This is a genomic window from Sphingobium sp. RS1 (assembly GCF_056156825.1).
Genome location: NZ_JBLZXE010000002.1, coordinates 3,660,232 through 3,683,943, shown reverse-complemented (window position 1 = coordinate 3,683,943; position 23,712 = coordinate 3,660,232). Strand labels below are relative to the sequence as shown.

Genomic DNA, 23,712 nt, shown 5'->3' with positions numbered 1-23,712 from the left:
TGCCGGATCGTCTTGCCATGCCCGTTCAGCCCATAGCGTGACCGCGAGCGCCGCAGGACGACGCGCGCGACACAGGATCAGATTGCCTTCATGATGAGCGAGGCGTTGGTACCGCCGAAGCCGAACGAGTTGTTCAGCACCGCGCGCACCTTGCGCTCCTTCGCCACATGCGGGACCAGGTCCACGCCCTTGCAGCTTTCGCTCGGTTCATCGAGGTTCAGCGTCGGCGGGACGATCTGGTCGCGCATGGCGAGGATGCAGAAAATGCTCTCCACCGCGCCCGCGCCGCCGAGCAGATGGCCGATGGCCGACTTGGTGGAAGACATCGACATGGTGCTGAGGTTATCGCCGAACAGGCGCTTGACCGCACCCAGTTCCAGCTCGTCGCCCAGCGGGGTCGAAGTGCCATGCGCGTTCACATAGTCGATATCCTCAAGGGACAGGCCCGACTTCTTGAGCGCCATCTGCATCGAGCGGAAGCCGCCATTGCCTTCCGGATGGGGGGCGGTGACATGATAGGCGTCGCCCGACAGGCCATAGCCGATGACTTCGGCGTAGATCTTGGCACCGCGCTTCCTGGCATGCTCATATTCTTCGAGCACGACCACGCCCGCGCCTTCACCCATGACGAAGCCGTCACGGTTGACGTCATAGGGGCGGCTCGCCTTTTCCGGCGTGTCGTTGAAACCGGTCGAGAGCGCACGCGCCTGGGCGAAGCCGGCGATGCCGATCGGGCAGATCGCGCTTTCCGCGCCGCCCGCCAGCATCACGTCGGCATCGTCCATCGCGATCATCCGCGCGGCGTCGCCGATCGAGTGGGCGCCGGTCGAGCAGGCAGTGACGACTGCGTGGTTCGGACCCATCAGGCCGTATTTGATCGACACTTGCCCCGAGATCAGGTTGATGAGACGACCATGGACGAAGTGCGGGCTGACGCGGCCCGGCCCCTTGTTGGCCAGCACCAGCGATTCGCTTTCGATGCCCGGAAGGCCGCCGATGCCCGAACCGATCGAGCAGCCGGCGCGCAGCCGTTCTTCTTCCGACATGTTGTCCAGGCCCGCGTCGCGCAGCGCTTCGCTGGCGGCGGAAATGCCATAGACGATGAAGGGATCGACCTGACGCTGGATCTTGTGATCCACGTCGAGGCTGGCGTCATAGCCATATTCATGATCGGCCGGCTTCACTTCGCAGGCGATGCGGCATTTATATTCGCTGGCGTCGAAGCGCTGGATCGTCGCCGCGCCCGATTTGGACGCAATGATGTTCTTCCAGCTGGTTTCGACATTCCCGCCCAGAGGGCTCACCATGCCAAGGCCGGTTACGACGACACGACGCATATCCTAGCTCCGAAATCTCTCATGGGCTTTGTGCCGCCCATCTAGCCATTTAAAGCGCGCTTTCAAGCCGCGCGCCAGATACGAAAAGGCTCCCCACGCTCGGCGCTGGCCGGACAGGAGGAGCCGTCTCTTATGCGCAATTCCGGCCTTTCCCATATGGGATCAGGCCGAAAGACGCCTTACTGCTTGCTGTCGATATAATCGATCGCATCCTTGACGGTGGCGATCTTCTCAGCAGCGTCATCGGGGATTTCGACGCCGAATTCTTCTTCGAACGCCATCACCAGTTCGACGATGTCCAGGCTGTCCGCGCCCAGATCGTCGATGAAGCTGGCGTCCTCGGTCACCTTCTCGGCTTCGACGCCCAGATGCTCGACGACGATTTTCTTTACGCGATCCGCGGTCTCACTCATGAGTGGTCCTTCTTACTGGGTATCGTTGGTGGTTCTGAATAACCGTTAAGGCATTGCCCTAGTGCCAAGCCCCGATAGAGGCAAGAGGGAAGGCCGCCAAGCCCCTTCATTCGCTATCGCAATCATGCGGCAATAAAAACCGCCTTTTGGGGGGATGGTTACGCCCTATTTACCAAAATTTCAGCGGCTTCGTGCGAGGGACAGAGCCATGGCGGCCCTTCTCTCCCCCGATTCTTTCGTCACCCGCGCGCGCGTTCGGCTGACCGCGATTTTGGTGCTGGCGGCGACCGTCATCGGCCTTTCATACCTGTTCGCGACTGCCCATGGCACGGTGGATTCGCTTGGCCGGCCGCTCGGCACCGACTTTTCGAACGTCTGGACGGCGGGCTGGATGGCCGATCATGGCCGCGCGCCCGCCGCATGGGACTGGCCGACCCAGCATGAAGTGCAAAAACAGGTCCATCACGATCCCGCCATCCCCTTCTATGGCTGGCACTATCCACCCCCCTTCCTCATCATCGCAACCTTGCTGGCGCAATTCCCCTATGTCGCGGCGCTGCTGATCTGGCAGGGGATGACGCTGCTGCTGGCGCTATGCTTGATCCGGCGCATCCTGCCGGGCGATCGCGACGCGATTCTGGTCGCGCTGGGCGCGCCGGTGGTGCTGGTGTGCCTGGGCCATGGCCAGAATGCCTTCCTGACCGCCAGCCTGCTGGGCGCAGGCATGTTCCTGCTCGACCGCAGGCCATGGATCGCCGGGATGCTGCTCGGCGCACTGGTCTACAAGCCGCAATTTGCCGTGCTGATCCCGATCCTGATTTTGGCGCGGGGAAATTGGAGAGCCTTCATCGCGGCGGGCCTGACCGTCACGGCGCTGTGCCTGCTGACGCTCGCCATCTGGGGCTGGCCGGTGTGGCAGGCATTCCGGGATTCCCTGCCGCTGACCCAGCATATCATCATAGAGGCAGGCGCGACCGGCTGGGAAAAAATCCAGAGTCCTTTCTCCGCCATCCGCCAATGGGGCGGCGCCATTCCGCTCGCCTATGCCGTTCAGGGCATCGTCACCGCCATGGCGATCGCAGCGGCCGCGCTGGCCGCGCAACGCGGATCGATGGAAGTGCGCGGGGCGGCCGCGCTAAGCGCCGCGCTGCTTTGCACCCCCTATGTGCTGGACTATGATTTCGTGCTGCTGGGCGTCGCCATCGCCTTCCTCGCCGCGGACATGAAGCGGCGCGGCACGCTGGCGTGGGAGCCGACCTGGCTGGCCTATGCCTGGCTCGCGCCGCTGTTCGGCCGGTCGCTGTCGGAACTGACCCATGTGCCCATCAACCTGATCGCCGCCATCGCCGTGCTGGCACTGGCAGTGCGGCGCGCGGTGCTGCTGGACCGCGCGCTCGCCGGGTTCAGATCATCGCCATGCCGCCATTCACATGCAGCGTCTGGCCGGTGACATAGCCCGCTTCCTTGCTCGCCAGATAGACGACCGCCGCGCCGATATCGTCGCCGCTGCCGAGGTCGCCGGCCGGGATCTTGGTCAGGATCGCGCCCTTCTGCGCATCGTTCAGCGCGTCGGTCATGGCCGAGCGGATGAAGCCCGGCGCGACGCAGTTGACGGTGATGCCACGGCTCGCCAGTTCCTGACCCAGCGACTTGGACATGCCGATGATGCCCGCCTTGGACGCGCAATAATTGGCCTGACCGGGGTTGCCGGTGACGCCCACGACCGAAGTGATCGAGATGATGCGGCCAAAGCGCGCCTTCATCATCGGCTTAGCGGCGGCGCGGACGAGGCGGAAGGCGGCCTCCAGATTGACGGAAATGACCTGCGACCATTCCTCATCCTTCATGCGCAGGATCAGATTGTCGCGGGTGATGCCGGCATTGTTGACGAGGATGTCGATCTTGCCACCCAGCGCCTCCACCGCCTGCGGCACCAGCGCGTCAACCGACGCCGGATCGCTGAGGTTGCACACGATCGTCTTGTGATCGCCGCCCAGTTCGGCCGCAAAGGCCTTGAGCTTCTCCTCATTGCTACCCGACAGCGCCAGCGTCGCGCCGCGCGCCGCCAGCGCCTTGGCAATGGACGAACCGATGCCACCCGAAGCGCCAGTCACCAGCGCGGTCATGCCTGTAAGGTCGAACATATTCATTACTCCGTTATATTTTGTTCGCGCAGAGGCGCAGAGAGCGCAGAGTCGATGTGGTTATTGACGAGACGGCGGATGCCCTCTTTCATCGTTTCACCACCAAAATTCAGGATCAGACCCACCAGTTGCTGCATAAGCCGAAGATAAGTGAGAAGCTGTTTGGCGTGAACCTTATGCAGTTGGTCAAGAGATTTGTTCTCTAACACCAGCCGGTCGTCCACCAATATGTCGATGCGAAAGGCGCCTTCGACCTGCACATCTTCAAATCGAATATCGACCGGCTTTTGCCGGTCGACCTTATAACCCATACGCAGCAGCTTGGCCGCCAATATGGCTTCGTAAACGCTTTCGAGCAGTCCCGGACCCAAGTCCCGATGGATGCTCATCGCTACACCGATCACATCCCTTGTGATGTCGTCGATCGGCTTCACAACCCCTCCGCGTCCTCTGCGCCTCTGCGCGAAAAATCAAAAACCCGCCAGTGCCGCCTCGATATCGTCCATCGTCACGATGCTTCGCACGGTCGCATCCGGCGCGATGCGCTTGACCATGGGGCCGAGCACCTTGCCGCCGACTTCCACGAATTCGGTCACGCCCGCGTCCCACATCGCCGCGACGGATTCGCGCCAGCGCACCCGTCCCGTCACCTGCTCGACCAGGCGCGCCTTGATCTCTTCCGGGTCGGCGATCGGCGCGGCGAGGACATTGGCGTAGACCGGCAGCAGCGGTGCGCTGATAGCGGCCTTGGCCAGCGCCTCCTGCATCGCCTCGGCGGCGGGCTGCATCAGCGGGCAGTGGAAGGGCGCCGACACCGGCAGCAGCACGCCGCGCTTGATGCCATGGTCCTTCACCAAGGCAACCGCGCGCTCGATCGCGCCGCGATGGCCGGAGATCACCACCTGCGACGGGTCATTGTCATTGGCAACGGTGCAGACTTCGCCTTCGGCAGCAGCATCGGCCAATGCCTGCGCCTTCTCGATGTCAGCGCCGAGCAACGCGGCCATTGCGCCCTCGCCCACCGGCACGGCGGCCTGCATCGCCTGTCCGCGCAGCTTCAGCAGACGCGAGGTGGTGCCGATGTCGAACGCCTCGACCGCGCACAGCGCGCTATATTCGCCGAGCGAATGGCCAGCGACATAATCGCCCTTGTCGGCGAGGCTGAAGCCGCCTTCCGCCTGCATCACGCGCAGCGTCGCGATGGCATTGGCCATGATTGCCGGCTGAGCATTCTCGGTCAGGGTCAGGTCGCTGTCCGGCCCTTCCACCATGATGCGGAACAAATGCTGCGACAGGGCGTCATCGACCTCCTGAAACAATTCCTTCGCCGCCGGGCTGGCGTCCGCCAAAGCCTTGCCCATGCCAACCGACTGGCTGCCCTGCCCCGGAAAAAGAAATGCCCGCATGATCTACTCCAAGCTCGCGCGCTCCGGAAAAAGCGCTGAAATTCAAAATCGTTACACTTTGAGACATAAATGTCGTTGAGCCGTACATTAACCTGCGACAAGCAGGAAATGGACGTTTCGCCTTCCCGTCCGGGTCGGCATGTGGCGGCTCCTTTAACGATGACGGAGTGCAAGGAAAAGGTGCGATATCGCTTTGCATGGATCGGCGGGACGGCGCTCATGCTGTCCGCCTGCGCCGCCGGGCCGGATTATCGCGCGCCGCAGACGGGCGCGCTGGGCGTGCCGGCGGCCTATAGTCAGGGTGAGACGGCAGCGCTCAGCGACGCCGATCTGGCGACATGGTGGACGCGCCTCAACGACCCTGCGCTCAACGGACTGATCGACAGCGCGATCGCCAACAATCTCGACATCGTGCAGGCACAGGCCCGGTTGCGGCAGGCGCGCGAGAGCCTTCGCCAGGCCAATGCCAGCTTCCTGCCACAACTCAACGGATCGGGCAGCGGCGGCAAGAATTACCGCAATCAGGCCGGCGGCACCCGCGTCGACGACAGCGGCAACGTCATCAGCACCGGCGCGAGCAACTGGTCCAGCACTTACTCGCTGGGCGCCAATGCCAGCTGGCAGATCGACCTGTTCGGCGAGCTGGCCCGCTCATCCGAGGCCGCCCGCGCCGATCTCGCCGCGTCGGGCTATGACCTTGCCAATGTGCGGATGACCATCATATCCGAACTGGTCACCAACTATGTGCAGGCGCGGCTGGCGCAGCAGCAACTGATCGTCGCGCGCGAAACGCAGGCGGTGCAGAAGGATAATTATGACATCGCCGGCTGGCGGTTGCAGGCCGGCCTCGTCTCCTCGCTGGACGAGCAGCAGGCCAAGGCGCAACTGGCCCAGACAAACGCCACCGTGCCCCAGCTGGAAGCGAACCTGCGCGGCAGCCTCAACCGCATCGCCGTGCTGACCGGACAGGCGCCGGGCGAAGCGACCCGCACGCTGGAAACCCCCACCCCCATTCCCGTCGCCACGGCCCAGATCGCCACCGGCATTCCCGCCGACACGCTGCGCCAGCGGCCTGACGTGCGCAGCGCGGAGCGGGCGCTGGCCGCCGCCACCGCGCGGATCGGCGTGGCGCAGGCGCAGCTTTATCCCTCGCTCGGGATCAGCGGCAACATCGGCACCACCTCCAACGCCTTCAAGGATCTGTTCAGCCTGATTACCGGCGGCGTCTTCGGCAATGTGGCGCAGACCATCTTCGACGGCGGCCGGCTGCGCTCGCAGGTGCGGTCGCAAAAGGCCGCGACCGACGCCGCCTTCGCCGCCTACAAGCAGAGTGTCCTCACGGCATTGGAAGATGTCGAAAATGCGATGGCCTCGCTCCAGAGCGCACGCCTGCGCAAGGGCCAGTTCGCCACCGCTTATGAGGCGTCGAACAATGCCGCCATCCTGGCCCGCAGCCAGTATCAGACCGGCCTGATCGACTTCCAGACGCTGTCGACCAGCGAAACCACTTTATTGAACGCGCGCAACAGCCTGGCTGCCGCGCAATCCGACGAGGTTCTGGCCATCGCCCAGTTGTACAATGCGCTGGGTGGCGGCTGGCAGAGCATGGACGACCGCCCAAATGAGCAATGATGTGACCCCGGACAAGGATCTCAGCGACTTCCTCGGCGAAAAGCCGCAGAAACCGTGGCGCAAATGGGCGATCCGGGGTGGCGCGGGCGTCGTCCTGCTGATCGCGGTCCTGCTCGTCGCCAAATGCTTCTCGGGCGAGGACAAGCCCAGTTACGCGACCCGCGAAGTGCGGCAGGGCGACCTGACCGTCAGCGTGTCCGCCACCGGCAACCTCAAGCCGATCAATCAGGTCGATGTCGGGTCGGAACAGTCGGGCAAGATCACGGCAGTCTATGTCGATGTGAATGACCGGGTGACCAAGGGGCAGAAGCTCGCCGAGTTGGACACCCGCCGCCTCGTCGACACGGTAAACCAGAATCAGGCGCAGGTCGCGTCCAGCCAGGCCAGCGTTTCGCAGGCGCAGGCGCAGGTCGCGCTGGCGAAAGCCACGCTCGACCGGCAGGAAAGCGTGTTCAAACTGTCAGGCGGGCGGGTGCCGGCCAAGACCGAGATGGATTCGGCCCGCGCCGATTATCAGAGCGCGATCGCCAACCTCCGCTCGGCACAGGCGCAGGTGCGCGTGTCGCAGGCGGGGCTTTCCAGCGCCCAGACCAACCTGTCGATCGCCCAGATCGTGTCACCGGTGAACGGCGTGGTCCTGTCGCGCGATATCGAGCCGGGCCAGACCGTCGCCGCGTCACTGAACGCGCCCGTGCTCTTCACGCTGGCCGAAGACCTGACCCAAATGGAGGTCGAGGTGTCGGTGGACGAAGCCGATGTCGGTCAGGTGAAGGAAGGCCAGAGCGCCAGTTTCGCCGTCGATGCCTTCCCCGGCCGCACCTTCCCGGCGAAGGTCACGCGGGTGAATGTCGGATCGAACGCATCGAGCAGCAGTAGCTCCTCCTCATCCAGCACGACGACGACGAGCACCACCGGCACGGTGGTCGCCTATACGGCGGTACTGTCGGTCGACAACAAGGATGAGACGCTGCGCCCCGGCATGACCGCGACGGCGGACATCGTGACGCAGGAACTGCATGACGTGCTGCTCGTCCCCAACAGCGCGTTGCGTTTCAAGCCCAGCACCAGCACACAGGGCGGCGGCATCACCAGCGTCCTGCCCGGCCCCGGTCGCATGCGGCGCGGCGGCGCCAATCGGCAGGTCAAGTTCGGCGCCGGCAGCAGCCAGACCGTCTATGTCGTGGGCGAGGATGGCAATCCCAAGCCGGTGCAGGTGACCGTAGGCGCCAGCGACGGATCGCGCACCGCCATCACCGGCGGCGATCTGAAATCCGGCATGCGCGTCATCACTGGCCAGTTGGCGGCGGGGCAACAGGCTCCGGCCGAAGACGAGAAGGCCGAAGCGGGCGCCGATACGAAGAGCGACCGCCGCAACGCCAATCCGGCGGCGGACGGCACGCCCGCCAGCGTCGGCAAGCTCGGCAATTCGGGCGATGCTGCGCCGGAAACCGCGCCGGTCGCGCCGTCCGGCGGTCAGGCCGCACCCGCCCAGACGCGCGGCACCGGTCGCCAGAGCGGAACCTGATCGCCATGGGTGCTGATCCCATCATATCTCTGCGCGGCGTCACCAAAGTCTATGGCGAAGGACCGACCGCGTTTCAGGCGCTCAAGGGCGTCGATCTCGACATCCAGCAGGGCGATTTCGTCGCCGTCATGGGGCCATCCGGGTCGGGCAAGTCGACCACGATGAACATTCTCGGCTGCCTCGACGTGCCGTCCGGCGGCACCTATTTGTTCAAGGGGCATCATGTCGAGACACTGGACCGCGATCAGCGCGCGCTGCTGCGCCGCCGTTATCTCGGCTTCGTGTTCCAGGGCTTCAACCTGCTGTCGCGCACGACCGCGCTGGAAAATGTCGAACTGCCCCTGCTCTATCGCGGCGAGGACAAGAAGTTGCGCTACGAGATGGGCATGGCCGCGCTCGACAAGGTGGGGCTGAAGGACTGGTGGGATCATACGCCCGCCGAACTGTCAGGCGGCCAGCAGCAGCGCGTCGCCATCGCCCGCGCCATCGTCACCCAGCCCGACGTGCTGGTGGCGGACGAACCGACCGGCAATCTCGATTCGCAACGGTCGGTGGAAATCATGGAATTACTGACCGACCTCAACCGCAACAGCGGCATCACCGTGCTCATGGTGACGCATGAGCCGGATATGGCCGCCTATGCCCGCACTATCGTCCATTTCCGCGACGGGCTGGTCGAAAGCATCGAAGCGGGGGTGAAGGCGTGAGGAACATCTCCCACCCATTTCCGTCATCCCAGCGAAAGCTGGGATCCCGCTTTCTTCTTTCTTCCACAGCGATTGCAGAAAAGAAGAGAGATCCCAGCCTTCACTGGGATGACGGCGTTGGGAAAGAAGGATCAGCCGGATGCTAGGCACCACCGTCATCCTCGCCTTTCGCGCGATCAACCGGCACAAGCTGCGCAGTTTCCTGACCACGCTGGGCATCATCATCGGCGTGGCGGCGGTCGTCACCATGGTGACGCTGGGCAATGGCGCCACGGCGGCCGTGCGCGAACAGATTAGTTCGCTGGGCGCCAATGTGCTGCAATTGCGTCCGGGTCAGGGCTTTGGCCGTGGCGGCGGTGGCCCGCGTCCGCCCGATTTCAAGGAACGCGACCTTACCGCCATCGAAAACCAGCTGACCGGCGTGCGCGCCGTCGCCCCGGTGGTGCAGTCGAGCGGCACCGCCATCTATGAAGGCAATAACTGGTCCACCACCGTCTATGGCACCACATCGGCCTATTCGGAGGTCCAGTCGTGGAAGGTCGCGGACGGCCGCCTGTTCCTGCCGGAGGAAGAGGAAGCGGGCAAATCCGTCTGCATCATCGGCAATACGGTGCGCACCAACCTGTTCCAGGGCGCAGAACCGGTCGGGCAACGGATGCGGATCAAGGGCGTCTCCTGTCAGGTCGTGGGCGTGCTCGCCACGCGCGGACAGGGCGGCTTTGGCGATCAGGACGATGTCGTCGTCATGCCGATCAAGTTCGTACAGCGTCGCTTCACCGGCGACCGCGACATTTCGCAGATCATGGTTGCGGTCGACGACGCCTATGACACCAGCACGGTGCAGGCCAGCCTTGAGGAACTGATGCGCGAACGGCGCAAGATCAAGGCGGGCCAAGAAGATAATTTCAACGTCTTCGACACCAAGCAGATCAGCGACACGCTGACCGGCACGACCACCATCCTGACCCAGATCGTCGGCGCGGTGGCGGCCATTTCACTGCTGGTCGGCGGCATCGGCATTATGAACATCATGCTGGTGTCGGTGACGGAGCGGACACGGGAAATCGGCATCCGCCTCGCCATCGGCGCGGTCGCGCGCGAAGTGCTGATGCAGTTTCTGGTCGAGGCGATCGTTCTGTCCTGCCTGGGCGGCCTGATCGGGCTGTTCCTGGCGCTGATCGCCTCCGTCGCCATCGCCCCGCTGATGCAGGTGCCCTTCCTGTTCGACGTGAAGGTCAACGCCATCGCCTTCCTCTTCTCGGCGGCGATCGGCGTGGTGTTCGGTTATTTCCCGGCCCGGAGGGCGGCAGCGCTCAACCCGATCGACGCCCTGCGGCACGAGTAAACGCGGAGGGTACAGGCTGGCTTCGATCAGAAGCGGTCATTCCGCTAGATTATCTTCATCCTTGAAACCGGCCACTCATTCGGATGGCCCGTTTGACGCTGAATGACGGAGTCCTGGCGGGAAGCGGTCATTGTGAAACAATGTTGCGCTATCTCCAAAAGCGCCGGATGATCGTCATCATTTTCCCTAAAGCGGTTTCACCGTGGCATCGATTGCACGTACTGGCCCGGACTGGCCTCGTTGGTGAACCGACATCCCCTTCGCCCGGACGGGACGAAAAGTAGCGTTCGAATTTCCCGGAAACCGCGCGAAATTGATCGGCATCTGCAGGAGTTTGTCCGCCGTCGAAGGTCACATTCGGCCACAAGGCCGAATACTTTGCGTTTAGTTGAATCCATGGTTCGGCACGAGGTTCGGTGTCAAAAACGATTGCGTGAACCGGACATGCCTCGATGCAACATCCGCAATCAACACATTCGAGAGGATTGATGACGAGCATGTTCTCGCCCTCGTAGAACGCATCGACTGGACAAACTTCGACGCAGTCCATGTGCTTACATTTGATGCACGCATCGGTGATTACCCCAGTCATGCCTTCTACCTCTGCTTCCAAGGCAACGGCATAGCCATCAGCTGGGAACGTCTGCAACGGCGCCGTTTTTGCCGGATGATTTTTCACCGCGCAGTGTCAGCTATCGCCGGTCGTCTCCCCAAAGGTGGACTGTCTCCAATCGACCCAAACCCTGCCCCGTTACACTTTCCGACAAAGTCCCCTCCTCCCGGCACAGTCCTGCGACATCCCGCCCTTAATGCCCTTCAATGCCGTCACCCCGGCGGCGCGGAAGAATCATCCCATGAAGACCATCGCCCTCAGCCTCGCCCGCAGCGCGCTGGTCCTCGGCCTCAGCCTCTCCGCCATGGCTGCAGCGCCTACCAACGGCACCGCCCCGGTTGTCGAAGGCAAGGACCGGCCCATCCTGCTCGCCCGCATGACGGTGACGGCGACCCCCTTGTCGAACTGATCGCCCTTCATATCGACGCCCAGGCCTCGCAGCCCATGCTGCGGGGCTTTTTGCTTTGGACACCCACAAAATCCCCCGCGATTCCGTCCTTCCTGAACAACAGTTCAGCTTAAATTTCAATTTGTTACAATTTCCGACAATCTTGGGCCGTGCGCGACACATCTGCGCGACAAGCGCCGCCTATCTCTGTCTTCGACGCCACGGACAAGGCGCCCGTAACAAGGCAAAAGGAGCACAACATGTTCAAGAAGATTCTCATGGCCCTGGCCACCACCACCCTGGTCGCCAGCCCCATCGTCACCGCGCAGGCGCAGGCCCAGAGCCATGTCGCCCAGCATCGCCAGGTCGAAACCCGCAAGGTGGTGAAGCAGAAGCCCAACGGCCGCACCGTGGTCAAGAAGCAGACCGTCGTGCGCAAGGACACGCATCGCGACAATGGCCGCCGCTGGGCGAAGGGCCAGCGCTTCGATCGCAACCACGCCACCAATTATCGGGTGATCAGCAATTATCGCGACTATCGCCTGTCGGCCCCGCCGCGCGGCCAGCAGTGGGTGCGTTCGGGCAATGACGCGGTGCTGATCGCGATCACCAGCGGCATCATCGGCGCCGTCGTCGGCAACGCCATCCGTTAAGAGCCGCCGCGCAAGCCTAAAGCGCCCCGGAGTTCTCTCCCTCCGGGACGTTTTATGGAAATGTGCCTTCGCACATTTCATCGGCACCAGCCCGCTCCCCCACCCGGCCACCCAACGGCAGTATTCTATGGGTGGCCGGGTGGGGGAGCGGGCTGGTGCGGCTCAAAATGCGCTCTTTCGCGCATTTTGCACAAACCTCATACCAGTCCGGTCAGATAATAGACCGCGATCACGATGAAGACAGTCAGCGTCTTGATCAGCGTCAGCGCGAATATGTCCTTATAGGCCTGTCGATGGGTCAGGCCCGTCACCGCCAGCAGAGTGATGACCGCGCCATTATGCGGCAGGCTGTCCATCCCCCCCGACGCCATGGAGGCAATCCGGTGCAGCACCTCGCGCGGGATACCGGCAGCGTCGCCCGCTGCCGCGAACTGTTCCGCCATCGCCGCCAGCGCGATCGACAGGCCGCCCGATGCCGATCCGGTGATGCCCGCCAGCGACGTCACGGTGATCGCCTCATTCACCAGCGGATTGGGAATGGCCTTCAGCGCTTCCTTCACCAGCAGAAAGCCCGGCAGCGCCGCGATCACCGCGCCGAACCCATATTCGACCGCCGTGTTCATCCCCGCCAGCAGCGCGCCGCCGACCGCCGCCTTCGATCCGTCGGCAAAGCGTTGCGCCACGGTGCGGAAGGCAAAGAGCAGAATCGTGCCGATGCCCAGCAGCAGCGCCCCTTCCACCGCCCACAGCGCCGCCATCTGGGCGACCTTCACGCTCACCGGTTCCGCCATCCCCGGCAGCGACAGCGACACTGCTTCCCCCGTCACCCAGCGCGGGATCGTCAGCGTCAGCAGCAAATTGCCCAGTCCCACCACGACCAGCGGCAACAGCGCGATCAGCGGATGGACGCGCACATCCTCCGCCACCGCTTCGGGTTCGTTGACCAGCGTCTCCGGCGCGCCATAGCCTTCCCCCGCCGCCAGCATCGCCCGCCGCCGCCAGCCCAGATAGGCCAGTCCCATCGCGATGATGCACAGCGATCCGATGGTCCCCAATATCGGCGCGGCCCAGGTGGTCGTGCCAAAGAAGCTGGTCGGGATGATATTCTGGATCTGCGGCGTACCGGGCAGAGCGTCCATGGTGAAGGTCAGCGCGCCAAGGCCGATGGTGGCCGGAACCAGTCGCTTGGGAATGTCGGCGCGGCGAAACATCTCGGCGGCGAAGGGATAGACCGCGAAGACCGCGACGAACACCGATACCCCGCCATAGGTGAGCAAGGCCGTCACCAGCATGATCGCGGGAATGGCCCGCCCCGCCCCGATGAAGCCGATCACGGCGGTCACGATCGACCGGGAAAAGCCTGAAATCTCGACCAGCTTGCCGAACAGCGCGCCCAGCAGGAAGACGGGGAAATAAAGTTTCAGGAAACTCGCGACCTTTTCCATGAACAGGCCGGAAAAGGCGGCCGGCACGGCTGCCGGATCGGTCAGCAGCACCGCCAGCATCGCCAGCAAAGGCGCCATGACGATGACGCTCATCCCCCGATAGGCGGCGATCATCAGCAATATCAGCGACAGCGCCGCAATTCCGACTGCCATATCCCGTTCCACTCCATCTGCGCCGGACCTGCGGCTGCGCCATTCTTTTCTTCGGCTCCTTCGGGAGTTAAGAAGAAAAACGGCGCCACGACAAGCGCAGGCCGACCGGCATTTTTGCCGACCGCCCTTGCAGCGATGCGCCCTTGCCTTTCCCCCGCATTTCGGCCATAGGCGCGCCTTCGCATCGGCTCCGGGGTGACTCGGCGTCATCGCGAAGCATACAGACGACAGCCGGAGGGGCGTTCCACATGGGGTGGGCGTCAGCGATCGGCCAACAGATGAGGCATGACATGGCTCTTTATGAGCACGTCTTCCTTGCGCGCCAGGATCTGGCACAAGCGCAGGTAGACGCCCTGGCGGAAACCGCCACGAAGATCGTCGAGGACATGAACGGCAAGGTGACCAAGGTCGAGACCTGGGGCCTGCGTTCGCTCGCGTACAAGATCGCCAAGAACCGCAAGGCGCACTATGTGATGCTGAACATCGACGCCCCCGGTGACGTCGTTGCGGAACTGGAGCGCCAGACGCAGATCAACGAAGACATCATCCGCTACATGACCATCAAGGTCGATGAGCTGGAAACCGGCCCGTCGGTGATGATGCGCAAGCAGGACCGCCCCGAGCGTGGTGACCGCGGCCCCCGTGGCGATCGTGGTCCCCGTGGCGATCGCGAAGACCGTGGCCCGCGCCGCGACCGCGAAGAAGCCGCTCCGGCTGCTGAATAAGGAGATCTGAAACATGGCACGCCCGTTTTTCCGCCGCCGCAAGAGCTGCCCCTTCGCCGCCAAGGATGCGCCGAAGATCGATTATAAGGACGTCCGTCTGCTCCAGGGCTTCGTGTCCGAACGCGGCAAGATCGTCCCCAGCCGCATCACGGCCGTTTCGGCCAAGAAGCAGCGCGAACTGGCCCAGGCCATCAAGCGCGCCCGTCACCTGGGCCTGCTGCCCTACATCGTGAAGTAAGGGGAAAGACCCATGGAAATCATTCTCCTCGAACGCATCGAGAAGCTGGGCGCGATCGGCGACGTCGTCACCGTGAAGGACGGTTACGCTCGTAACTTCCTGCTGCCCAACAAGAAGGCGCTGCGCTCCAACAACGCCAACAAGAAGGTCTTCGAAGCCAACCGCGCGAAGATCGAGGCCGACAACGCCGCCCGTCGCACGGACGCCGAAGCGGCTGCCGAAGGCGTCAACGGCAAGCAGATCGTCCTGATCCGCCAGTCGTCGAACGCCGGCCACCTGTACGGTTCGGTCGCCGTCCGTGACGTCGTCGAAGCGCTGCACGCCGATGGCGTGACCAACGTTACCAAGGCGATGGTCGTGCTGGAACGCCCGATCAAGACGCTCGGCGTGTTCGACGTCAAGGTCGCGCTGCACCCCGAAGTCGCCGTGACGATCACCGTCAACGTCGCCCGTTCGCCGGAAGAAGCCGAGCTTCAGTCGCAGGGTGTGGACGTGATGGCTGACCTGTTCGAAAAGGACGAGGCTGGCTTCACCGAAGATTATGATCCCAATGCCGAACCGGGCGAAATCGCCTCGGTCAGCAGCGACGAAGAAGAGACGGCTGAAGAAGCCTGATTTCTTGTCCGCCAAGGATCGAACGAGAAAGCCGCCCCGCAACGGGCGGCTTTTTTGTTGGACGATGGCGATGATGCCTCGTGCCGAAGGGACGCCTGCGCGTCACCCGCCCCGCAAGAGCCCCACTGCCGCATCCTTCTCGAACAGATAGAGGCAGGTCCGCGCCGCCTGCCCCCGCGCGCTGTCCAGCCCGCCGTCGCGCTCGATCAACAGGTTGGCGTCATCGCGCGCGCTATCGACCAGCGCCGCGACATGTTCGGGCGTCGCGACCTTCAGCTCCGCCTCGCCCGACTGGCGCGTGCCCAGCACCTCGCCCGCGCCGCGCAGCTTCAGATCCTCCTCGGCGATGCGGAACCCGTCATTCGTCTCCCGCATCAGCGCCAGCCGCGCGCGGGAGGTTTCGCCCAAGGCATTGCCGCGCAGCAGCAGGCAGACCGACGGCTTGTCGCCGCGCCCCACCCGCCCGCGCAACTGGTGCAACTGCGCAAGGCCGAACCGCTCCGCCCCCTCGATGATGATGAGGCTGGAGTTGGGCACGTCCACGCCCACTTCGATCACCGTCGTCGCGACCAGTATTTGCGTCCGGTTGGCGGCGAAGGCTTCCATTGCCGCATCCTTGTCCGGCCCCTTCATCTTGCCATGCACCAGCCCGACCCGGTCGCCGAAGCGCTCCCGCAGCGTCTCGGCGCGCATTTCGGCCGCTGCCTGATCGCTCGTCTCGCTTTCCTCGACCAGCGGACACACCCAATAGGCCTGCCCCCCGCCCTCGACATGGCGGGCCAGCGCATCCACCACCTCGTCCAGCCGGCTCGCGGCCATGACGAGTGTCTGGATCGGCTGGCGCCCCGGCGGCATCTCGTCCAGCCGGGAAACGTCCATCTCGCCATAATAGGTCAGCGTCAGCGTGCGCGGGATCGGCGTCGCCGTCATCACCAGCAGATGCGGCGATCGCTCCGCCTTGCTCGCCAGCATCATTCGCTGCGCCACGCCGAAGCGATGCTGCTCGTCGATCACGGCCAGCCCCAGCGCCTTATATTGCACCGCTTCCTGAAAGATCGCGTGGGTGCCGACAAGAATATGGATGCTGCCGTCCGCCAGCCCCATGAGCGTCGCTTCGCGCACCTTGCCCTTCTCACGCCCCGTCAGGATAGCAATCTCGATCGGCAGGCCGGACGCCATTTTCCGCAGCGTCTCATAATGTTGCCGCGCCAGAATTTCGGTCGGCGCCAGCATCGCGCCCTGCATTCCCGCCTCGACCGCGTTCAGCAGCGCCATGAGCGCCACCAGGGTCTTGCCCGACCCAACATCGCCCTGAAGCAGGCGCAGCATCGGCGTCGCCTGCGCCATGTCGCCCTCAATCTCGCCGATCGCCCGCCGCTGCGCCCCGGTCGGCGCGAAGGGCAGCTTCAGCATCGCGCGCAGCCGCCCGTCGCCCTGGATCGACACGCCCCGCCGCCGCCGCGACGATTGCCGCACCAGCATCAGCGCCAGTTGCCCGGCGAAAATCTCGTCATAGGCCAGCCGCTCGCGCGCCTTGACATCGGACGGATCGGCATGCACCCGCGCCAGCGCCTCCCGCCACGCCGGCCATTGCTTGCGCGCCAGCAGGCTCGGCTCGATCCATTCGGGCAATTCCGGCGCCCGCGTCAGCGCCTGTGCCGCGATATCGCGCATCCGGTTGTTGGTCAGTCCTTCGGACAGCCCATAGACCGATTCGCGCGCCGGCACCGTGTCCGCCTCCTCGGGCGGCAGCACATAGTCGGGATGCACCATCTGGAGATTGTCGCCATAGGCCTCCAGCTTGCCCGACACGAATTTGGGTTCGTTGAGCGGCAACAGCTTGCGCGGCCATCCGCTATTCTTTCCGAAATAGACGAGGCTGACGACATTCGCCCGCTTGTCGATCGCCTGCACCCGGAACGGCGCGCGCGGGCTGCTGCTGGCCTTGTAATCCACCGGCGTCAGCATCGTGCCGATGATCCGCCCAGCATCCGCCATGTCCAGCTCGTCGGTCAGATGCCGGTCCACCCAACTGACCGGAATATGGAAGGCCACATCGACCGCGCGTGCCAGCCCCAGCCGCTCCAGCGGACGGGCAAGCGCGGGGCCGATCCCCTTGAACAGGGATATTTCGGCAAAGAGCGGATTGAGAATATCAGGTCGCATGGCTATCTGACGGGCTGTAACGCCTGATCGTTCCTATGTGAACGTCATTGCGAGCGTAGCGAAGCAATCCAGTGTCGCGTCCATGGATTGCTTCGCTACGCTCGCAATGACGGTAGCTTTCCGGGGAAGGTCAGTCATCAAACGCCAGCCGGGACGGTGGTTCAAACATCCGATCGGCGGGCAGTGCCATGCCCGTTAAAGGAACAAATTGTGAACGACAATCCCCAGATGCGCCGCATCAAATTCCGGGCCTGGCATCGCGGCACACGAGAAGCGGACTATACGGTCGGGGGCTTCTTCGAACGCTATTATGCGACATGGAACGAAGAGGAAATCGCCTGGTTCGAACGCTTCATGGAAGAACAGGATGCCGACATCATCGGCTGGGCGCTCGGCACCATCCCGGTCCCGGAGGAATGGAAAGGCCCGATGATGGACAAATTCCTGAAACTCGATTTCGTGAAGATCGAGAATTAATCGACCTCTCCCTTATGGCTCCCCTCCCGTTTGCGGGAGGGGTCGGGGGAGGGTCTGTAGCGACTGACCAACAAGCCCTCCCCTAGCCCCTCCCGCAAGCGGGAGGTAGACTAAATAAGGAGGGGAGAGAAACAAGATGACCGATCTCCAGACAATCCTGAAGGCGAAGGCGCCGCTCACCCTGTCGGGCGTGCCCGCCGGCTTCCAGCCCTGGCTGCTGGCCGACATTGCCCGCGCCGCCGGGGCTGCGGGTAGCCGCGCCGTCTTCATTGCCTCCGACGAGCAGCTGATGCGCGCAGTCGCGGACACCGCGCATTATTTCGCGCCGGAGATCGAGATCATCGAAATCCCTGCCTGGGATTGCCTGCCCTATGACCGGGCAAGCCCCTCGCTGCGTGCCGCCTCCGCCCGCCTTGCCGGCCTCTATGCGCTCCAAGCCAAGCCCAAGGGGCCGCAACTGGTCGTCACCACGCTGGCGGCGATGACCCAGCGAACCCTCACCCCGTTCCGCGTCCGCCAGCTTGTCGCCAAGCTCGCGCCCAAGGAACGCATTGCGATCACCCGTCTCGCCGACATGCTTCAGGCGAACGGCTATGTCCGCACCGACACGGTGCATGATCGCGGCGAATTTGCCATTCGCGGCGGCATTGTCGATCTCTTCCCCGGCGGCGAGGAGCAGCCGCTGCGCTTGGATTTCTTCGGCGACGAGATCGAGACGGTCCGCCGTTTCGATCCGTCCGATCAGCGCACTATCGACAGCGTGGACGGCTTCACCCTCCTCCCCGCCTCCGAAGCGCTGCTGGACGAAGACACGATCAAGCGCTTCCGTGGCCGCTATCGCGAGACATTCGGCGCGACCGCGACCGGCGATCCACTCTATCAGGCGGTGAGCGATGGTCGCCGCCTCGCCGGCATGGAACATTGGCTCCCCCTGTTCGAGGAAAAACTGGTCCCGCTGACCGATCACCTCGGCGAAGGCGCGGTCCTGATCCGCGATCATGGCGTGGCCGGCGCAGCGGAAAGCCGCTTCGAGGCGATCCGCGATTATCATGCCAACCGGGTGCAAGCGAAATCCACCGACCCCGGTTCCTACCGCCCGCTGAAACCCGACGCACTCTACCTGAATGCCGCTGAATGGGACGCCGACGTCGCGACCTTGGCCGTACACGGCACGACGCCCTTCCATGAACCCGAAAGCGCGACCGTCCTCGACTTCTCCGTCGATGGCCCCCGCGATTTCGCCCCGGAACGCGCGCAGAACACGAATATCTACGAAGCGGTCGGCAAGCATATCGCCGACCTGCGCCGTCAGAAGAAGAAGGTCGTCATCGCCAGCTATTCCGGCGGCGCGCGCGAACGCCTGTCCGGCCTGCTCGCCGACCATGGCGTGTCCCGCCTCGCCGCCGCCGACAACTGGCAGGAGGCGCTTGGGCTCGCCGCCAATGGCAGCGTCACCCTGACCGTCCTGCCGCTCGACCATGGCTTCACGGCGCCCGATGTCGCCGTCCTCACCGAACAGGACATGCTGGGCGACCGCCTCGTCCGCCGCGCCAAGCGCAAGAAAAGCGCCGATGCGTTCCTCCAGGAACTCGCCACCCTCTCACCCGGCGACCTCGTCGTCCATATGGACCATGGCATCGGTCGCTATGAAGGGCTGATGCAGATCCCGGTGGCGAAGGCGCCGCATGACTGCGTCGCCCTCTCCTATGCCGGTGGCGACAAGCTCTATGTCCCGGTCGAAAATCTCGAAGTCCTCTCCCGCTATGGCAGCGACAGCGAAGGCGTAAGCCTCGACAAACTGGGCGGCGAAGCCTGGCAGCGGCGCAAGGCGAAGATGAAGGAGCGCATCCGCGAAATCGCGGGTGAACTGCTCAAGACCGCCGCCGAACGCGCGCTGCGCCCCGCCACCGTCGCCGAACCCGACGCCGCCGGCTACCCCGCCTTCGTCGACCGATTCCCCTATCAGGAAACCGAGGATCAGGACCGCGCCATCAGCGACGTGGTGGAGGATCTGGGCGCCGGCAAGCCGATGGACCGCCTCGTCTGCGGCGATGTCGGTTTCGGCAAGACCGAGGTTGCGCTGCGCGCCGCCTTCGTCGCCGCGATGGCCGGCATGCAGGTCGTGGTCATCTGCCCCACCACCTTGCTCGCGCGCCAGCATCATATGAATTTCGAGGAACGCTTCCGCGGCTTCCCCGTCAATATCGGCCGCCTCTCCCGCCTCGTTCCCGACAAGGAGGCGAAGGCGACCAAGGCGGGCCTGGCCGACGGCACGATCGACATCGTGGTCGGCACCCACGCCCTGCTCGCCAAGGGGCTGGAGTTCAAGCGTCTCGGCCTCGTCATCGTGGACGAGGAACAAAGGTTCGGCGTCACCCACAAGGAACGCCTCAAGTCCCTGAAAACGGACGTCCATGTCCTGACGCTGACCGCCACGCCCATCCCGCGCACGCTGCAAATGGCGATGTCGGGCCTGCGCGAGCTCTCCGTCATCCAGACGCCGCCGGTCGATCGCCTCGCCGTGCGCACATACATCATGCCGTGGGATGGCGTCGTGATCCGCGAGGCTTTGCTGCGCGAACATTATCGCGGCGGCCAGAGCTTCTTCGTGGTGCCGCGCATCGCCGACCTCACCGAAGTCGAGGAATTCCTGCGCACCGAAGTCCCCGAAATCAAACCCATCGTGGCCCATGGCCAGATGAGCGCCACCGAAGTCGAAGAGCGCATGTCCGCCTTCTACGACAAGCGCTACGATGTGCTGCTCTCTACGACCATCGTGGAATCGGGCCTCGACATCCCCAGCGCCAACACGCTCATCATCCACCGCGCCGACCGCTTCGGCCTTGCCCAGCTTTACCAGCTTCGCGGGCGCGTCGGCCGGTCGAAGACGCGCGCCTATGCCTATTTCACCACGCCGGCCAACCGCATCATCACCGAAACGGCGGAAAAGCGGCTCAAGGTCTTGTCCGACCTCGACACGCTGGGCGCCGGTTTCCAGCTTGCCAGCCACGACCTCGATATTCGCGGCGCGGGCAACCTCGTCGGCGACGAACAGTCGGGCCATATCAAGGAAGTCGGCTTCGAACTCTACCAGTCGATGCTGGAAGACGCGATCATGGACGCCAAGGCCGGCGGGGTCGGCATCGAACGGCGCAGCGACAGCTTCTCGCCCCAGATCACGGTCGACGCGCCGATCCTCATCCCTGACGATTATGTGCCGGACCTCGACCTGCGCATGGGCCTTTATCGCCGCATCAACGAACTGGAAGACCGCAACGGTCTGGAGGCGTTCGCCGCCGAACTGATCGACCGCTTCGGCAAGCTGCCGTTGCCGACCCAAAACCTGCTCAAGATCATCGAGATCAAGCAGAACTGCCTGGTCGCGAACATCTCGAAGATCGACGTCGGGCCAAAGGGCGCGCTGGTCAGTTTCTTCGAGGATCGTTTCCCCAAGCCCGCCGGCCTCGTCACCTATGTCCAGAAGCTCAACGGCGTCGCCCGCCTGCGCCCGGACAGCAAGATCGTGGTCGACCGCGCCTGGGCCGACCCGCAGGCCCGTTTGAATGGCGCCCTGCAACTGTCGAAGGGGCTGATGAAAGCGGCGGGGTAACAGCAGGGCATTCCCCTCCCTTTCAGGAAGGGGCCAGGGGTGGGTAGCAAGCGCGGCGATCTTTCCCTGTCCTATTCCGTGTTCCTCTGATCTATCCTGCCGGATGGACAGCATGCCCCTCCTCGGCTTCGTGCCCTGTCGCTTCGCGGTCGCGGGGTTGGCGCGCGCCTGTGACCATGGCGGCGCGTTAGTGGTGCGTCGGAGACGCTTCGCGAGAGCCTCGCGAGCGCTTCGGCCTCAAAATAGCGGGCGACACTGTGAACTTCGCCTGTCGCGTCGAACCCGCCCGAACTCGACCTCCATGTATCCATTCATCATCGTCGGGAAACGCATCAGCAACAGTGGAAACCTAAATCCGTGCATGACGACCGGCCAGCAAAGTCCGGCGTCACAGCAGGAGAATAAGCATGAGCATCACCCTTATCGCGCTGGCGGCTGCCGCCGCGTCGCACAGCGTCACCGTTGAACATCACGGCCAGCAACTCGGCGCGACCTACACCGCCCGCACCGAAATGCGCACGAAGACTATAGGCGCAAAGACCCCCAACCGCATGGATGCCCAGCGTTGCCAGTGGACCGCGACCATCGTGGTCGACCGCAAGCTGGATCATGGCCCGGCGCTGGCCCGCACCATCGCCACCGACAAGACATTTTCGGGCAGCGAAGCCGGTGCCTGCACGCCCGGTCGCAATTCGGGCGCCCGCAACCTTGCCCAGCATCAAGAAAAGATCGAAGCGCATCTGGTCGAGGTCGCACAGGCCGACCGCGCGCCCCTTCTGGCTGAACTGGACTCGGTACGTAATCTTGCATCCAACTGATTGTCTTCGCCGCTCGGCATGGCTGGGAGCGCTCCTGCTCGCCGGCCATGCCCATGCTGCCACCGCTCAAAGCGCATCCGGCATCACCGCCACCCTTGAAGCCGCCAGCGACGACCGCCGTCGGGGCCTTAGCTGGAGCGATGGCGATCCGGTGCTGCGCGGCTCCGTCTCCATGCCCGTCACCGATGGCCTCAGCCTCGACGGCACAGCCACGACATTATGGGGCAGCAACCGCCATGGCGGCGCCGACGCCGTGCTGGACCTGGGCGCCACCTATGCAAAACAATTGGGCGGTTTCCGCCTGACAGCAGAAGGTCGCTACCACCTCTTCCCCGGCGCTTCGAACCTGGGCTATGGCGAAGTCGGGGGCATCGCCGGCTTCACACTCGGCCCGGCCAGTATCGATCTCAGCGCCCGCTACGCCCCCCGCCAGTCGGCGATCGGCGGCGACAATCTCTATCTGTCGGCCAGTTCCGCCGTCGCCATACCCGGTACGCCCTTCACCCTGTCCGGCCATGTCGGCCGCTCCTCGGGCGATGTGCGCGATCCGCTGCGCGCCGCCCGCCTGCGGCCGGACGGCAACTATTGGGACCATGGCGTCGCGCTCGACTGGTACCGGGGCCGCTGGTCCGCCGGTCTGCGCTATGCCGATACGGATATCGACGCGCCCGACAGCGCCCATGCCGGCGCCACGCTCATCGCACGGGTCGGCTTCACGCTCTGAAACCCTGTCCTACATCCTCCCGCTCTGGTAAAAGCGCAGCGGGAGGACATCATAATGCCCGTGGAACTGACCATTATCGCCTGGGGCATGATCCTGCTCCTCGTTCACATCTTCGCCGCCGCACATGTGAAGACGAAGCAATATGGTGCCAAATGGAATATGGGCGCGCGCGACGCGCAGTTGCCGCCGCTGAACCCACTCGCCGGCCGCCTGTCCCGCGCCGAAGCCAATTACAAGGAAACCTTGCCCATCGCCATCGTCGCCCTGATCGGCGTGGTCGTGGCGGGGCGCATGAGCGAATGGACCGCGCTGGGTGGCTGGATCTGGCTCGGCGCGCGGGTCGTCTATCTGCCGCTCTATGCCGCCGGCGTCCCGGTCGTTCGCACCATCATCTTCATGGCCAGCCTTGTCGGGCTGCTCATCGCGCTCTGGCCGCTGCTCGGTCTTTAGGGCCGATCGACATTCAGGAGATGGTGAGCCGAGCCGCAGGCCAGCGTAGCTAAAATGGTACTTTTGCGTGACCCGGAGCGCAGCGGACTAAATGTCCGTGAGCACCGGAAGCACGGAAAAGTACCATT

22 protein-coding genes and 1 pseudogene are annotated in these 23,712 nt (G+C 64.0%); 15 read left to right on the top strand and 8 right to left on the bottom strand.

The features are described from left to right. Positions 1–77: 77 nt before the first annotated feature. Complete coding sequence (gene fabF / locus ACNHGR_RS19800; RefSeq protein ID WP_475288212.1) at positions 78–1,337, bottom strand: beta-ketoacyl-ACP synthase II; 1,260 nt, start codon at positions 1,335–1,337, stop codon at positions 78–80. 179 nt (positions 1,338–1,516) lie between these two features. After that, positions 1,517–1,750, bottom strand: a complete 234-nt coding sequence (locus tag ACNHGR_RS19795; RefSeq protein WP_007689016.1) for an acyl carrier protein — start codon at positions 1,748–1,750, stop codon at positions 1,517–1,519. Positions 1,751–1,958: 208 nt separating this feature from the next. Between ACNHGR_RS19795 and ACNHGR_RS19790 the strand changes: the two genes are divergently transcribed. Next, entirely contained in the window at positions 1,959–3,200 is a 1,242-nt protein-coding gene (locus tag ACNHGR_RS19790) for a glycosyltransferase family 87 protein (RefSeq protein ID WP_475288211.1), read from the top strand. On the opposite strand, the gene fabG is transcribed toward ACNHGR_RS19790, so the two are convergent. The 3 genes from fabG to fabD are packed head-to-tail and all read right to left on the bottom strand — an operon-like array spanning position 3,154 to position 5,300. Beyond that, on the bottom strand, positions 3,154–3,894 hold the full coding sequence (gene fabG / locus ACNHGR_RS19785; protein ID WP_475288210.1) for a 3-oxoacyl-[acyl-carrier-protein] reductase: 741 nt from the start codon (positions 3,892–3,894) through the stop codon (positions 3,154–3,156). The two genes, ACNHGR_RS19790 and fabG, sit on opposite strands and share 47 nt — an antisense overlap. A 5-nt stretch (positions 3,895–3,899) precedes the next feature. After that, positions 3,900–4,328: a GxxExxY protein gene (locus tag ACNHGR_RS19780; protein WP_475288209.1), complete on the bottom strand. Its 429-nt coding sequence runs from the start codon at positions 4,326–4,328 to the stop codon at positions 3,900–3,902. 36 nt (positions 4,329–4,364) lie between these two features. After that, positions 4,365–5,300, bottom strand: coding sequence for an ACP S-malonyltransferase (gene fabD / locus ACNHGR_RS19775; RefSeq protein ID WP_475288207.1), 936 nt, complete (start codon positions 5,298–5,300; stop codon positions 4,365–4,367). A 159-nt stretch (positions 5,301–5,459) separates the two neighbouring features. Between fabD and ACNHGR_RS19770 the strand changes: the two genes are divergently transcribed. From ACNHGR_RS19770 to ACNHGR_RS19755, 4 genes are all read left to right on the top strand, one after another. Then, positions 5,460–6,932 carry an efflux transporter outer membrane subunit gene (locus ACNHGR_RS19770; RefSeq protein WP_475288206.1) on the top strand — a complete coding sequence of 491 codons (1,473 nt, stop codon included), beginning with the start codon at positions 5,460–5,462 and terminating at the stop codon, positions 6,930–6,932. Continuing rightward, positions 6,922–8,457 carry an efflux RND transporter periplasmic adaptor subunit gene (locus ACNHGR_RS19765; protein WP_475288205.1) on the top strand — a complete coding sequence of 512 codons (1,536 nt, stop codon included), beginning with the start codon at positions 6,922–6,924 and terminating at the stop codon, positions 8,455–8,457. Before ACNHGR_RS19770 ends, ACNHGR_RS19765 begins: the two co-directional genes overlap by 11 nt. Before the next feature lie 5 nt (positions 8,458–8,462). Beyond that, positions 8,463–9,164, top strand: a complete 702-nt coding sequence (locus ACNHGR_RS19760) for an ABC transporter ATP-binding protein (RefSeq protein ID WP_184271152.1) — start codon at positions 8,463–8,465, stop codon at positions 9,162–9,164. A gap of 139 nt (positions 9,165–9,303) precedes the next feature. After that, positions 9,304–10,509 carry an ABC transporter permease gene (locus ACNHGR_RS19755; protein ID WP_184271148.1) on the top strand — a complete coding sequence of 402 codons (1,206 nt, stop codon included), beginning with the start codon at positions 9,304–9,306 and terminating at the stop codon, positions 10,507–10,509. A 253-nt stretch (positions 10,510–10,762) separates the two neighbouring features. Here ACNHGR_RS19755 and ACNHGR_RS19750 read toward each other — a convergent pair. Further along, positions 10,763–11,101 (bottom strand): annotated as a pseudogene (locus ACNHGR_RS19750) (DUF3470 domain-containing protein); the annotation flags it as partial. A 262-nt stretch (positions 11,102–11,363) separates the two neighbouring features. Between ACNHGR_RS19750 and ACNHGR_RS19745 the strand changes: the two are divergent. Beyond that, complete coding sequence (locus ACNHGR_RS19745; protein WP_475288202.1) at positions 11,364–11,531, top strand: hypothetical protein; 168 nt, start codon at positions 11,364–11,366, stop codon at positions 11,529–11,531. A gap of 239 nt (positions 11,532–11,770) precedes the next feature. Beyond that, a complete protein-coding gene (locus ACNHGR_RS19740; RefSeq protein WP_475288200.1) occupies positions 11,771–12,163 on the top strand; it encodes an RcnB family protein in 393 nt (130 codons plus the stop codon). 197 nt (positions 12,164–12,360) lie between these two features. Here ACNHGR_RS19740 and ACNHGR_RS19735 read toward each other — a convergent pair whose 3' ends face one another. Then, the gene (locus ACNHGR_RS19735; protein ID WP_475288198.1) at positions 12,361–13,761 is read right to left on the bottom strand and encodes a GntP family permease; all 1,401 of its coding nucleotides are present in this window, start codon (positions 13,759–13,761) and stop codon (positions 12,361–12,363) included. A gap of 290 nt (positions 13,762–14,051) precedes the next feature. Here ACNHGR_RS19735 and rpsF point away from each other — a divergent pair, with 290 nt between their 5' ends. From rpsF to rplI, 3 genes are read left to right on the top strand one after another with little or no spacing between them, the layout of a single operon-like run. Further along, complete coding sequence (gene rpsF, locus ACNHGR_RS19730; protein ID WP_184271137.1) at positions 14,052–14,486, top strand: 30S ribosomal protein S6; 435 nt, start codon at positions 14,052–14,054, stop codon at positions 14,484–14,486. A 13-nt stretch (positions 14,487–14,499) separates the two neighbouring features. Beyond that, on the top strand, positions 14,500–14,724 hold the full coding sequence (gene rpsR, locus ACNHGR_RS19725) for a 30S ribosomal protein S18 (RefSeq protein ID WP_004212076.1): 225 nt from the start codon (positions 14,500–14,502) through the stop codon (positions 14,722–14,724). Positions 14,725–14,736: 12 nt separating this feature from the next. Further along, positions 14,737–15,339: a 50S ribosomal protein L9 gene (gene rplI / locus ACNHGR_RS19720; RefSeq protein ID WP_184271134.1), complete on the top strand. Its 603-nt coding sequence runs from the start codon at positions 14,737–14,739 to the stop codon at positions 15,337–15,339. A 102-nt stretch (positions 15,340–15,441) separates the two neighbouring features. Here rplI and recG read toward each other — a convergent pair whose 3' ends face one another. After that, a complete protein-coding gene (recG, locus tag ACNHGR_RS19715; RefSeq protein WP_475288195.1) occupies positions 15,442–17,505 on the bottom strand; it encodes an ATP-dependent DNA helicase RecG in 2,064 nt (687 codons plus the stop codon). Positions 17,506–17,715: 210 nt separating this feature from the next. Between recG and ACNHGR_RS19710 the strand changes: the two genes are divergently transcribed. The 5 genes from ACNHGR_RS19710 to ACNHGR_RS19690 all read left to right on the top strand — a co-directional run bounded on the left by ACNHGR_RS19710 (position 17,716) and on the right by ACNHGR_RS19690 (position 23,584). Further along, positions 17,716–17,982 carry a succinate dehydrogenase assembly factor 2 gene (locus ACNHGR_RS19710; RefSeq protein WP_184271128.1) on the top strand — a complete coding sequence of 89 codons (267 nt, stop codon included), beginning with the start codon at positions 17,716–17,718 and terminating at the stop codon, positions 17,980–17,982. A gap of 136 nt (positions 17,983–18,118) precedes the next feature. Then, positions 18,119–21,592, top strand: coding sequence for a transcription-repair coupling factor (gene mfd, locus ACNHGR_RS19705; protein ID WP_475288194.1), 3,474 nt, complete (start codon positions 18,119–18,121; stop codon positions 21,590–21,592). A 407-nt stretch (positions 21,593–21,999) separates the two neighbouring features. Next, positions 22,000–22,410 carry a hypothetical protein gene (locus tag ACNHGR_RS19700; RefSeq protein WP_184271122.1) on the top strand — a complete coding sequence of 137 codons (411 nt, stop codon included), beginning with the start codon at positions 22,000–22,002 and terminating at the stop codon, positions 22,408–22,410. Then, positions 22,397–23,134, top strand: coding sequence for a TorF family putative porin (locus ACNHGR_RS19695; RefSeq protein ID WP_475288193.1), 738 nt, complete (start codon positions 22,397–22,399; stop codon positions 23,132–23,134). The genes ACNHGR_RS19700 and ACNHGR_RS19695 overlap by 14 nt, the downstream gene beginning before the upstream one ends. A gap of 54 nt (positions 23,135–23,188) precedes the next feature. Continuing rightward, a complete protein-coding gene (locus ACNHGR_RS19690) occupies positions 23,189–23,584 on the top strand; it encodes an MAPEG family protein (protein WP_184271116.1) in 396 nt (131 codons plus the stop codon). Positions 23,585–23,712 lie beyond the last annotated feature (128 nt).